The sequence below is a fragment of the Curtobacterium sp. LFS084 genome (genome assembly GCF_047977705.1).
Lineage (GTDB): Bacteria > Actinomycetota > Actinomycetes > Actinomycetales > Microbacteriaceae > Curtobacterium.
This window is the reverse complement of sequence record NZ_JBFPFM010000002.1, coordinates 146,958-157,542: the sequence shown is the minus strand read 5'-3', so window position 1 is coordinate 157,542 and position 10,585 is coordinate 146,958. Positions and strand designations below refer to the sequence as shown.

The following is a 10,585-nucleotide window of genomic DNA, read 5'->3' as shown; positions in this document are numbered from 1 at the left end:
CCCCGACCACCCCGCCCCCGACCGCAGGAGCAGCACACGATGATCACCACCGTCGTCGCCGGCAACCCCAAACCGGCATCACGGACGCTCGACGCGGCCACCGTCGTGCTCGAACGGCTCACCGGCCGTGCGCCGGACCACGTCGTCGACGTGATCGACCTCGGCCCGGGCCTGCTCGGCTGGGGCGACGACGGGGTCGCCGAGGCGGTGCGCACCGTGGCCGCGTCGGACCTCGTGGTCGTCGCCTCCCCCACCTTCAAGGCGACCTACACCGGCGTGCTCAAACTGTTCCTCGACCAGTTCGGCACCGGGGACGGGCTCGCCGGGGTCACCGTCGTCCCGCTCATGCTCGGCGCCGGGCCCGCACACGCCCTCGCCCCCGAGGTCTTCCTCAAGCCCGTGCTCGTCGAGCTCGGCGCGACCGTCCCGGCCCCGGCCCTGTACCTCAACGACAAGCAGTACTCCGAGCCCGCATCGACCGAGGTCTGGCTCGCCCGGTGGCGTGACGTCGTCCTCGGTGCGGCCGCGAGCCTCCAGGAAGGAACCCGCTCATGATCAGCCCCTACTCGCCCGAGGCGCCCGACCTCACCGCCCTCCGCCAGGCGTTCTCCGGCTTCCCCTGCGGGGTCGCCGCGCTCGCCGCGGTCGTCGACGACGAGCCCACCGTGCTCGTCGCCTCGTCCTTCACGGTCGGGGTGTCCCAGGACCCGCCGCTCGTGATGTTCGCGGTGCAGCACACCTCGTCGACGTGGCCGGTCCTGCGGGAGGCCGGCACGATCGGCGTCTCGATCCTCGGCGAGGGGCACGCGCAGGTCACCCGGCAGCTCGCGTCGAAGGACCGGTCGGTCCGCTTCGTCGGCGTGGAGACCACGGTCTCCGAGACGGGCTCGGTGTTCCTCGAGGGTGCTCCGATCTGGCTCGAGTGCGCCGTCGAGCACACCTACCCGGCGGGGGATCACGACATCGTCGTGCTCCGGGTCCTCGGGCTCATGTCGGACTTCGCGCACAGCCCGTTGGTCTGGCACCGCTCCGCGTTCGCGACGCTGAGCGCCTAAGCGCCTGAGCGCCTGAGCGCCTGAGCGCCTGAGCGCCTGAGCGCCGGCGGTCGGACGGGAGGCGCGGTGCGGGTGAGCAGATCCGCCCACCCGCACCGCGCCTCCCGTCCGGTGCTGCGGCGTCAGCCGCGGAGGGCCTCCGCGAGCTTCACGCGGCCGCCGGTGCGCAGCAGCGCGTTCTCGTAGATCCGGGCGCCGACGAGCACGACGACGACGACCGAGGCCGCCACGACGAGGAGCGACAGGATCGGCTCCCACCACTCGACCGTGCCGAGGAAGATCCGCATCGGCATGCCGATCGCGGCGCTGAACGGCACGTAGGACATCACGCCCAGGATCGTCGGGTTGCTGTACGCGACGATGATGAGGATGTACGGGATCATCACGAGCATCATCACGGGGGTGGTGACGCTGCCGACGTCCTCCTGGCGCGAGACGAGCACCGCGGCCGCCGCGAACAGCGAGGCCACGAGCACGAAGCCGATCGCGAAGAAGCCGACGAACCAGAGCATGCTCGGGCCGAGCACCGTGAACATGTTGTCCTGACCGGTCACCGCGAGCGTCACCGCCGCCGCGATCGCCACCGCGACGATCTGCGCGAAGGCCATCACGCTGTTGCCGAGCACCTTGCCGGCGAGGAGCGCCCGTGCCGGGATCGCCGCCATCAGGATCTCGACCACGCGGGTGGACTTCTCCTCGACGACGCTCTGGGCGATCGACTGGCCGAACGTCACGGCGGAGGCGAAGTACACGACGCCGAAGGCCAGCGCCACGATGTAGATCAGCCCGCCGGGGATCGCGCTCGGGTCGAGGAGCTCGACGCGGGGCGAGACGCTCAGCGCCTGCACGACGTCGGTCGGCGCGTCGTCCAGTCCGACGACGCGGTAGCCGAGCGGGTCGTCGGACGGCAGGACCGCCGCGTCGACGTCACCGCTCCGGACGAGTCGCTCGGCCGCGGCCGTGGTCGGCGCCTCGGTGACGTCGAGCCCCCTGCTGGTCGGCAGGTCGACGCCCGTGACGACCGCCACGGGGGTGGTGTCGCCCGACGTCGCCTTGCCGACGATGCCGCCGACGACGATCGACGCGACGACCATGAGGACGAGGATCAGGGCGGACACGACGAACGCCTTGCTGCGCAGGCGGGCCTGGATCTCGCGCGCGGCGACGAGCCGCACGGACGCAACGAACGAGGAGTTCATCGGACGACCTCCCGGAAGACCTCGCTGAGGCGCGGTACACGCGGCGAGAACGACCCGACGGTGCCGTGCTGGACGGCACGCTGCAGCACCCGCTGCGCGGTGGCGTCGTCGGCCTCGAACACGGCGTAGCCGCCGTCGAACTCGCGGACGGTGACCCCCGGTTCGTCGCGGAGCCAGGCGACGTCGCCGTCGACGAGCAGCTCCCACGCGGCGGGCCCGGCGTGCTTCCGCAGCTCCTCCTGCGGGCCGGCGGCGCGGATCGTGCCGTCGGCGATCACGACGACGTCGTCGCAGAGTCGTTCGACGACGTCCAGCTGGTGGCTCGAGAACAGGACCGGCACGCCGCCCGCCGCCGACTCGCGCAGCACGGCGAGCACGACGTCGACGGCCATCGGGTCGAGGCCGGAGAACGGCTCGTCGAGCACGAGGACCTCGGGGTCGTGGGCGAGTGCCGCCGCGACCTGCACACGCTGCTGGTTGCCGAGGGACAGCTTCTCGACGGCGTCGGTCGCGTGCTGGGTGAGCCCGAGGCGGTCGAGCAGGTCCGTGGTGCGGTCCGTGGCGGTCCGCTTGTCCACGCCGTGCAGCCGGGCGAAGTACGTGATCTGCTCGGCGACCGGCATCTTCGGGTAGAGGCCGCGCTCCTCGGGCATGTAGCCGAAGCGGCGGCGGTCGGCCGGACCGATCACGGAGCCGTCGATCGACACGGTGCCGGCGTCGGCCTGGAGCACGCCGAGCAGGATCCGCATCGTGGTGGTCTTGCCGGCGCCGTTGCCGCCGACGAACCCGGTCAGGCGTCCGTCGCCGACCGTGAACGTCACGTCGTCGAGCACGCGGCGGTCACCGTACTGCTTGGTCACCCCGTCGATGGTGAGCATCTCGTTCCCCTCTCGTGGCGGTTCGGTCCGCCTGCGTCGACGCTATTGCGCGCGGTGCGACGGGCGCCTCCGGCTGGCGACGGGGATCGGAGCACTGCGGCCTCCGCCGCGTGGGGGAGCGCGGGTCGGACGGGGGACTAGGCGGGGGTTCCGGCCACGCCGTGCTCGAAGGCCCACACGACCGCCTGGATGCGGTCACGCAGTCCGAGCTTCTGCAGCACGTTCGACACGTGGGTCTTCACGGTCGCCTCGCCGACCCAGAGCTCGGTGGCGATCTCGGCGTTGCTCAGGCCGCGCGCGAGCAGCCGGAGGACCTCGGTCTCACGCTCGGTGAGCCCCGCGGTCTGGACGGCGTCGTCACCGTGGCCGTCCGCGGCCGCGGGCGCCGCCGGCCCCGAGGTCGCGCGGCTGATCACCCGCCGGGTCACGTCCGGGGCGAGCAGCGCGTCACCGGCAGCGACCGTGCGGACGGCGTCGATCAGCCGTTCGGGGGAGGCGTTCTTCAGCAGGAAGCCGCTCGCCCCCGCCTCGAGCGCCTGGAAGAGGGCGTCGTCGTGGTCGAACGTCGTCAGGACGAGCACGGCAGGGGGCTCCGGGAGCGCGGCGATCCGGCGCGCCGCCTCGAGCCCGTCGACGTTCGGCATCTGCACGTCGAGGCACACCACATCCGGTCGGTGCGTCCGGACCGCCTCGACCGCCTCCGCGCCGTCAGCGGCCTCGCCGACGACCCGGAAGCCCGGTTCGGACTCGAGGATCACGCGGAAGCCGGCCCGGACGAGGTCCTGGTCGTCCGCGAGCACGATGGTCAGGTCGTCGGCAGCCATGCCCGCACCAGGAAGCCTCCCCGGGCGCGCGGCCCGATCTCGATCCGTCCGCCCACCGCGGCGACGCGTTCGCGCATCCCCACGTGGCCGAGTCCGCTGCCCGCGGTGTTCCGCGGTGCCCGGTCGCCGTGGCCGTCGTCGGTGACCTCGACCTCGACGCCGCCGTCGAGGTACCGGACCCGGACGTCCGCCCGGGCGCTCGGACCCGCGTGCTTGAGGACGTTCGTCACCGCTTCCTGCGCGATCCGGTACGCGACGGCGGACACCGTCGGCGGGACGGCACGGGTGGAGCCGACGACCACGTACTCGGTCGGGTGGCCGGCCGTGCGGGCGGAGTCGGCGAGCTCGCCGATGCGGGCGAGCCCCTCGGTGCTCGGCGCGGCACGGTGGTCGTCGCCGAGGTCCCCGTCGGCCCGCAGGGTGCCGAGCATCCGACGGAGCTCCTCGACGGCGGTCCGGGCGCTCTGCTCGACGACGCCGAGCGACGCCGTCGCCTGCTCGGGGTCGTTGCCGATCACGCGGCGTGCGGCCCCGGCCTGCACGCCCATCAGGGACACGTGGTGCGCCACGACGTCGTGGAGTTCGCGGGCGATCCGTACGCGCTCGATCGTGACCGCCTGGGCCGCGCTGCGCTCCCGCTCGGCGGCGAGCTCGGCGGTGCGGAGGTCGAGTTCGTGCTTCGCCACCGCGGACGCCCAGGCCCGGTTGCCGGCGTACCAGGCAGCGCCGAAGTAGATGACGTTGATCACGATGTTGAGCAGGGAGAGCGCGATGTACGGCGGGATGAGTCCGCCGTCGTCGTTCGGCAGCGCGTTCGGCACGGCCCACCCGAAGGTGATCGCGACGAACAGCCACGCGAACATGCCCCCGATGACCACCCACCGCACGACCTCGGCGCGGACCCGGTCCGAGCACCACGCGCCGACCGTGTAGAGCGCGATGAACAGCGTGAAGTTCACGAGGAAGAGCTCGGGCACGTGCAGGATCTGCGTCGCCGCGAACGCGAGGGCCGAGACGACCGCCATGATCATCGGCCAGCGACGGCGGAACGCGACCGGCGCGGCGTTCGCCACGATGAGCAGGCCCGAGACCCACCACGCCGCCTGGTCGTCGCCGTAGGTGCCGGCCGAGCCGTACAGCATCGTCGTGATCGTCAGGCCGACGCCGAGCACGACCGCGAGCAGGGCGTCCTGCCGGTGTTCACGGCGCCCCACCGGTAGCCGTGACCACTCCGCCGCCGTCCCCATGGGCACCACGGTAGCGGGTGCGGTGGTCGGAGTAGCCTGCGGTCAACCGAACAGGGGAGACGCCGTGCACTTCCTCGTCAACGTCATCGACGACGGGCAGGCCGAGGCCGCCGGTCGGACCGCGTCCGCGACACGGGCCGAGGCGGACGCGGTCGACGCGCTCAACGAGCGGCTCGGCGATGCCGTCGTCTTCGCGGCCGGGGTGTCGGCCCCGTCGGACGCCGTCGTGGTCGATGCCCGTCGTGCCGAGCCGACCACCGTCCCGGGGCTCGTCGGGGACCCGGCCGAGTTCGTCGCCGGGTTCTGGGTCATGGACCTGCCGGACGCCGAGGCCGCGCTGCGGGTCGCACAGGAGGCGTCGGTGGCGTGCGACCGGAAGATCGAGCTGCGCCCGCTGCTCTGACCCGGGCACCGAGCACGGCGCAGACGGCCGTCACGAGCGCCCCGGCCCCGAACGTGCCGGGCGACCCCAGCGGCTCGACGACCGCTCCGGCTGCCGCGGCACCGCCGGCCTGGCCGAGGACGAGCGCCACGAAGAGCACCGCGGTGCCCGCCGAGGACCGCTCCGGGTCGATCTCGGTGGTCCACGCGATCAGGGCCCCGGTCGCCGCGGTGTACCCCCAGCCGAACACGGCGCACGCGACGAGCGCCACGGGCGTCCACTGCGGCACCGTGCCGAGCGCCAACACACCGAGGGCGACGGCGACACCGGTGAGTGCCCACTGCGTGCGGGCACGCAGCCGACTCGTCCACCGGGCGGTCACCACGACCGCGGCGCCGCCCACGCCGAGCGCGATCCACGCGGACACCGAGACGGCGACCGGTGCGCCGGCATCGACGAGCACCGAGCGGCCGTAGGTCCACACGACCGCCGACCCGGCGCCGAAGAGCAGGGCGAGCACGAGGACCGCACGGTGTGCCCTCCACCACGCCGGGTCCGGCCCCGCGGCCGGGGACCGCTCGGTGCGGGTCCGCCCGCCGGCCCCCGTCCGGCGGGGTGACCACGAGGACGCGAGGAGGACCGCCCCGACGACCAGGGTCGCGATGCCGGACCACGTCCACGCGGTCCGCCAGTCGGGCAGGAGCGCGAGCGCGAGGACGCCCGCGGCGACGAGGCCGGGGCCCGTCCCGGCGTTCACCACGGCCTGCGCTCGGCGCTGCGCCGGCGGCGGCACCAGGGTCGTCACGAGACTGACGAGCGCGGGCGATGCCAGCCCCGCGCCCGCCGAACCGACGACCGACGCGATCGCGAACGCCGCGGGGGCGCCGGCCGCAGCCATGCCGAGTGCACCTGCGCCAGCCACGGCGGCGGCGACCGCCACGAGGACCCGGGGCACGCGGCCGGCACAGCGGTACCCGACCACGGCGCCGACGCAGTACAGCGCCGAGGCTCCGGACGAGACCCACCCCGCAGCGTCGGCGCGTAGCCCGAGGTCCCGCTGGACGTCGGGCAGGAAGAGGCCGTAGGCCAGCCGGACCAAGCCGTACGTCGCGGCGATCAGACCGAGGCCGCTCCCCACGAACACCGACTCTCGTAACGAAAACGATCGTTTCACTTTTGAGAGCCTAGGGTGCTCTCATGGCGATGCGTCCAGGAACCGAGCGGAAGCTGCTCGACGCCGCCGAGGAGCTCTTCTTCTCGCAGGGCATCGCCGCGACGCCCATCGACGCCGTCCTCGAGCGCGCGGGGATCTCGAGCGCCACGCTCTACCGCGGGTACGCCAGCAAGGAGTCCCTCGTGGCCGCTGCCCTCGGTCGCCGGCACGACGACTGGCTCGCGACGTGGGACCGGGCCGTCGCGGACGCGTCGGACGACCGCGGCCGTCTGCTGGCGGTCTTCGACGCGCTCGACGCGTACCGGTCCACCGCAGCGGGCTCGCGGTGGTGCGCGTTCCTCGGCACTGCCGCCGAGTACGTCGACGCCCCGTCCGACGTCCGCGCGGTCCTCGACCACGAGACCGACACCCTGCGTCGACGCCTGACCGCGTCGGCCGAGCCCGTGGTCGGCGCACACGCCGGGGCGCTCGCCGAGCAGCTGCTGCTCCTCGTCTCGGGGTACCTCGCGATGCGCCTGCGCGAACCCGGCCTCGGGACGGGTACCGCGCGTGCCGTCGCCGACGCGCTCCTCGGGTCGGCGGAGCGACCGGTTCCTGCGCGACTTCACACCTGACGTCCGCGTGTACCCGAGGTGCTCCGGCGCCCGACTCGGTAGCTTGCCCGGTGTGCAGCGGACCTCCCCGACCCTCGTGATGACGCGTGTGACCCCGGACAGCATCGTCCCCCGCGCATGAGCGGCTCCCGTGCAGCCCGGATCACCCGCCGCTCGCTCATCGTCGGCGGGGCCGCGGTCGTCGTGGCGGGCGCCGCGGCCGAGGCCGTGAACCTCCGGCTCCTCCCCGGCCGGTCGACCATGTACCGCGTGCTCGGCCTCGACGGGCCGGCGGGAACGGTCCCCGACGTCACCCCGGTGCCGACCGTGTCCGGATCGTTCACGTCCCGGGCACGGAAGGGACTCGAGGTCGGCTGGACGATCGCCGCGCCGCGGTCCGACGACCCCCTGCCGATCGTGGTCGCCCTGCACGGGTACGGCGACGACCACGCGGACTTCTTCGGTTCCCACCTCGGCTACGACCGGTTCCTCGCCGCGCACGTCGCGGCGGGCGGGACGCCGTTCGCGATCGCCGCGGTCGACGGCGGCAACCGGTACTGGCACCGTCGTGCCGACGGCGACGACCCCGCCGCGATGGTCGTCGACGAGTTCCTGCCCCTGCTCGCCCGCCGAGGCTTCGACACCGCGCGACTCGGGCTCACCGGCTACTCGATGGGCGGCTACGGCGCGCTGCACCTCGCCGGCGGTCTCGGCGCGGAGCACGTGCGCGCGGTCTCCGCGATCAGCCCTGCGCTGTGGCGGTCGGCGGGGGAGACGGCACGGGGCGCGTTCGACGACCCCGCGGACTTCGCCGCGAACACCGTGCTCGGCCGACAGGCATCGCTCGACGGCGTCGCGGTCCGGGTCGACTGCGGCACCGGCGACGGGTTCGAGCCGGCCGTGCAGACGTACGTCGACGGCTTCGCGACGGCACCGGCCGGCGGCTTCGAGGCCGGCGGCCACACCTCCGCCTACTGGCGGCGCCTCGCGCCGGACCAGCTGCGGTTCCTGGGTCGGCACCTGCAGGCCTGACCCGCACCGACGGCGGACGGGAGGCGCGGGTCGGGCCCGCACCGTCCCTCCCGACCGCCCGTCGGTCCGGTCGAGGGCCCTTCCCGTCACGGCGTTGACCGTTCCGGTTCGCGATCCCCGGGATCCGCGAACCGGAACGGTCAGCGAGCAGGAATGATCAGTGGGTCCCGCGAACCTCGCGCACCGCGTCGACGGCGATCCCGATCGCGAGCGCGCAGACGCCCTTCGAGACGGAGTAGAGGTTCTCGCGATCGTCGCTGCGCCACCGGTGCTCGACCTCGTCGTCACCGATCCGGACGTGCACGCCGTAGGCACCGAGTCCGGCCGCGTCGACACCGGCGACGATGCGCTCGAGCACGTCGGCCGCGTGACCGCTCGGCATCAGGCGCGGCCCCGGTTGCGCCGGCGGATCTCCTTCGGGGCCCGACCGGCCATGAAGGACCGGGCCGGGTCGACGAGGAAGCCCTGGCGCAGTGCCTCGCGGCCGACGAGCATCCGGAAGCCCATCTGGTCGCGGTTGCTCAGGGTGACCTCGGCCTCGAAGACACGCCCGGCGAGGGACATCTCGGTGAGCACCACGATGCGCTCCTGGGTGTGCCCGGTGGAGCTGCGGACGATGCGACGGTCGTGCACCGCGCACTCGATCGTGACGGCGTCGGCATCGGTGTCCTGCCACGGGTGCACCGAGAAGCGGACCCGGTCGCCGGGGAGTTCCTCGAGGTCGAACGCGTGCAGCGCCGAGCTCCGCGCACCGGTGTCGAGCTTCACCTTGATCCACGGGATGCCGAGCCCCGGCAGGGCGGCCCACTCCCGCCATCCGGCGACCACGAGACCGCCGTTGGGTGACTTCGGTTCTCGGGCCATGTGCCCATCCTGTCGCATGCTTGGATGGAGCGTCGCCGTCGATACCCCTACCCCGGAGCACACCCGATGAAACTCGCCATCCTGTCGCGCGCGCCGCACGCGTACTCGACGGAGCGCCTCCGGGCTGCCGCGATCGACCGCGGGCACGAGGTCAAGGTGCTCAACACGCTCCGGTTCGCGATCGACCTGACCGGCGACGACCCGGACCTGCAGTACCGCGGCAAGCTCCTGTCCGACTACGACGCCGTCCTGCCGCGCATCGGGAACTCGATCACGTACTACGGCACCGCGGTGGTCCGGCAGTTCGAGCAGATGGACGTCTACACGCCGAACACCGCCAACGGCATCACGAACTCGCGCGACAAGCTGCGGGCGAACCAGATCCTGTCTCGGCACGACATCGGCATGCCCGCGACGACGTTCGTGAACGGCCGCGCCGACGTCCGTGGGGCGATCGAGCGCGTCGGCGGCGCTCCGGTCGTGATCAAGCTGCTCGAGGGCACGCAGGGCATCGGCGTCATCCTCGCCCCCGAGGCCAAGGTGGCCGAGTCGATCGTCGAGACGCTGCACTCCACGAAGCAGAACGTCCTCATCCAGAGCTTCATCTCGGAGAGCCGCGGCAAGGACATCCGTGCGCTCGTCGTCGGCGACCGGGTGGTCGCGGCGATGCGGCGGAGCGCCTCGGGTGACGAGTTCCGGTCCAACGTGCACCGCGGCGGGACCGTCGAGAAGGTCACGCTGACGCCCGAGTACGAGGAGGCCGCGGTCCGCTCGGCGCAGATCATGGGCCTCCGGGTCGCCGGCGTCGACATGCTCGAAGGCAACGACGGACCGCTCGTGATGGAGGTCAACTCGTCGCCGGGGCTCGAGGGCATCGAGCGCGCCACGGGGCTCGACATCGCCGGAGCGATCATCGACTTCATCGCGAACCAGGTGGCCTTCCCGGAGATCGACGTCCGCCAGCGGCTCTCCGTCTCGACCGGGTACGGCGTCGCCGAGCTCCTCGTGCACACGAACGCCGACCTCGTCGGGAAGACCATCAAGGAGTCCGGTCTCTGGGACCGCGACATCACCGTCCTCACGCTGCACCGCGGCTCCGGCGTCATCCCCAACCCCCGGAGCGGCGTCGCCCTCGAACCCGGGGACCGCCTGCTCTGCTTCGGCAAGCTGGAGGAGATGCGATCGATGATCCCGGAGCGTCGGAAGCGTCGCGCGAAGGTCCGGAAACTCCCCAAGGAACCACGCCAGCCCGAGGCGTGAGGCGCATCCGGAGCGCACTGTCCCCCGCCTGTCAGCGCTTCCGGATCGCGTACCCAGGCCAGATGCGGAAGTATGTG

13 protein-coding genes are annotated in these 10,585 nt (G+C 72.9%); 6 read left to right on the top strand and 7 right to left on the bottom strand.

Annotated elements, in window-relative coordinates:
* Positions 1-39: 39 nt before the first annotated feature.
* Together ACNQOV_RS02205 and ACNQOV_RS02200 are read left to right on the top strand one after the other, a co-directional pair.
* The gene (locus ACNQOV_RS02205) at positions 40-555 is read left to right on the top strand and encodes an NADPH-dependent FMN reductase (protein WP_022906825.1); all 516 of its coding nucleotides are present in this window, start codon (positions 40-42) and stop codon (positions 553-555) included.
* On the top strand, positions 552-1,055 hold the full coding sequence (locus tag ACNQOV_RS02200) for a flavin reductase family protein (protein WP_022906826.1): 504 nt from the start codon (positions 552-554) through the stop codon (positions 1,053-1,055). Before ACNQOV_RS02205 ends, ACNQOV_RS02200 begins: the two co-directional genes overlap by 4 nt.
* Before the next feature lie 122 nt (positions 1,056-1,177).
* Here ACNQOV_RS02200 and ACNQOV_RS02195 read toward each other — a convergent pair whose 3' ends face one another.
* The 4 genes from ACNQOV_RS02195 to ACNQOV_RS02180 form a co-directional block, all read right to left on the bottom strand.
* Positions 1,178-2,254, bottom strand: coding sequence for an ABC transporter permease (locus ACNQOV_RS02195; protein ID WP_022906827.1), 1,077 nt, complete (start codon positions 2,252-2,254; stop codon positions 1,178-1,180).
* Positions 2,251-3,132, bottom strand: coding sequence for an ABC transporter ATP-binding protein (locus ACNQOV_RS02190; protein WP_402267842.1), 882 nt, complete (start codon positions 3,130-3,132; stop codon positions 2,251-2,253). Before ACNQOV_RS02190 ends, ACNQOV_RS02195 begins: the two co-directional genes overlap by 4 nt.
* A 137-nt stretch (positions 3,133-3,269) precedes the next feature.
* Positions 3,270-3,956: a response regulator gene (locus ACNQOV_RS02185; RefSeq protein ID WP_416393175.1), complete on the bottom strand. Its 687-nt coding sequence runs from the start codon at positions 3,954-3,956 to the stop codon at positions 3,270-3,272.
* Positions 3,938-5,203, bottom strand: coding sequence for a sensor histidine kinase (locus ACNQOV_RS02180; protein ID WP_416393174.1), 1,266 nt, complete (start codon positions 5,201-5,203; stop codon positions 3,938-3,940). The genes ACNQOV_RS02185 and ACNQOV_RS02180 overlap by 19 nt, the downstream gene beginning before the upstream one ends.
* A 64-nt stretch (positions 5,204-5,267) precedes the next feature.
* On the opposite strand from ACNQOV_RS02180, the gene ACNQOV_RS02175 reads away from it, so the two are divergent.
* The gene (locus ACNQOV_RS02175; protein ID WP_416393173.1) at positions 5,268-5,606 is read left to right on the top strand and encodes a YciI family protein; all 339 of its coding nucleotides are present in this window, start codon (positions 5,268-5,270) and stop codon (positions 5,604-5,606) included.
* Here ACNQOV_RS02175 and ACNQOV_RS02170 read toward each other — a convergent pair.
* Complete coding sequence (locus ACNQOV_RS02170) at positions 5,512-6,759, bottom strand: MFS transporter (RefSeq protein WP_416393171.1); 1,248 nt, start codon at positions 6,757-6,759, stop codon at positions 5,512-5,514. The genes ACNQOV_RS02175 and ACNQOV_RS02170 overlap by 95 nt on opposite strands.
* A gap of 23 nt (positions 6,760-6,782) precedes the next feature.
* Between ACNQOV_RS02170 and ACNQOV_RS02165 the strand changes: the two genes are divergently transcribed.
* Together ACNQOV_RS02165 and ACNQOV_RS02160 are read left to right on the top strand one after the other, a co-directional pair.
* Entirely contained in the window at positions 6,783-7,373 is a 591-nt protein-coding gene (locus ACNQOV_RS02165; protein WP_402267828.1) for a TetR/AcrR family transcriptional regulator, read from the top strand.
* A gap of 117 nt (positions 7,374-7,490) precedes the next feature.
* Positions 7,491-8,384 (top strand): alpha/beta hydrolase, encoded by an 894-nt coding sequence (locus ACNQOV_RS02160; protein ID WP_416393170.1) that lies wholly within the window; start codon positions 7,491-7,493, stop codon positions 8,382-8,384.
* A gap of 157 nt (positions 8,385-8,541) precedes the next feature.
* On the opposite strand, the gene ACNQOV_RS02155 is transcribed toward ACNQOV_RS02160, so the two are convergent.
* Complete coding sequence (locus tag ACNQOV_RS02155; protein WP_416393169.1) at positions 8,542-8,766, bottom strand: hypothetical protein; 225 nt, start codon at positions 8,764-8,766, stop codon at positions 8,542-8,544.
* Entirely contained in the window at positions 8,766-9,248 is a 483-nt protein-coding gene (locus ACNQOV_RS02150; RefSeq protein WP_022906836.1) for an ATP-dependent zinc protease, read from the bottom strand. The genes ACNQOV_RS02155 and ACNQOV_RS02150 overlap by 1 nt, the downstream gene beginning before the upstream one ends.
* A 66-nt stretch (positions 9,249-9,314) precedes the next feature.
* On the opposite strand from ACNQOV_RS02150, the gene rimK reads away from it, so the two are divergent.
* Positions 9,315-10,508 (top strand): 30S ribosomal protein S6--L-glutamate ligase, encoded by a 1,194-nt coding sequence (gene rimK, locus ACNQOV_RS02145; RefSeq protein WP_070418032.1) that lies wholly within the window; start codon positions 9,315-9,317, stop codon positions 10,506-10,508.
* Positions 10,509-10,585: the final 77 nt, after the last annotated feature.

Bases quoted from the DNA above. Each gene is read 5' to 3' on its own strand.
- ACNQOV_RS02205 (WP_022906825.1), top strand. From the start codon at position 40: ATGATCACCACCGTCGTCGCCGGCAACCCCAAACCGGCATCACGGACG.
- ACNQOV_RS02200 (WP_022906826.1), top strand. From the start codon at position 552: ATGATCAGCCCCTACTCGCCCGAGGCGCCCGACCTCACCGCCCTCCGC.
- ACNQOV_RS02195 (WP_022906827.1), bottom strand. From the start codon at position 2,254: ATGAACTCCTCGTTCGTTGCGTCCGTGCGGCTCGTCGCCGCGCGCGAG.
- ACNQOV_RS02190 (WP_402267842.1), bottom strand. From the start codon at position 3,132: ATGCTCACCATCGACGGGGTGACCAAGCAGTACGGTGACCGCCGCGTG.
- ACNQOV_RS02185 (WP_416393175.1), bottom strand. From the start codon at position 3,956: ATGGCTGCCGACGACCTGACCATCGTGCTCGCGGACGACCAGGACCTC.
- ACNQOV_RS02180 (WP_416393174.1), bottom strand. From the start codon at position 5,203: ATGGGGACGGCGGCGGAGTGGTCACGGCTACCGGTGGGGCGCCGTGAA.
- ACNQOV_RS02165 (WP_402267828.1), top strand. From the start codon at position 6,783: ATGGCGATGCGTCCAGGAACCGAGCGGAAGCTGCTCGACGCCGCCGAG.
- ACNQOV_RS02160 (WP_416393170.1), top strand. From the start codon at position 7,491: ATGAGCGGCTCCCGTGCAGCCCGGATCACCCGCCGCTCGCTCATCGTC.
- ACNQOV_RS02155 (WP_416393169.1), bottom strand. From the start codon at position 8,766: ATGCCGAGCGGTCACGCGGCCGACGTGCTCGAGCGCATCGTCGCCGGT.
- ACNQOV_RS02150 (WP_022906836.1), bottom strand. From the start codon at position 9,248: ATGGCCCGAGAACCGAAGTCACCCAACGGCGGTCTCGTGGTCGCCGGA.
- rimK (WP_070418032.1), top strand. From the start codon at position 9,315: ATGAAACTCGCCATCCTGTCGCGCGCGCCGCACGCGTACTCGACGGAG.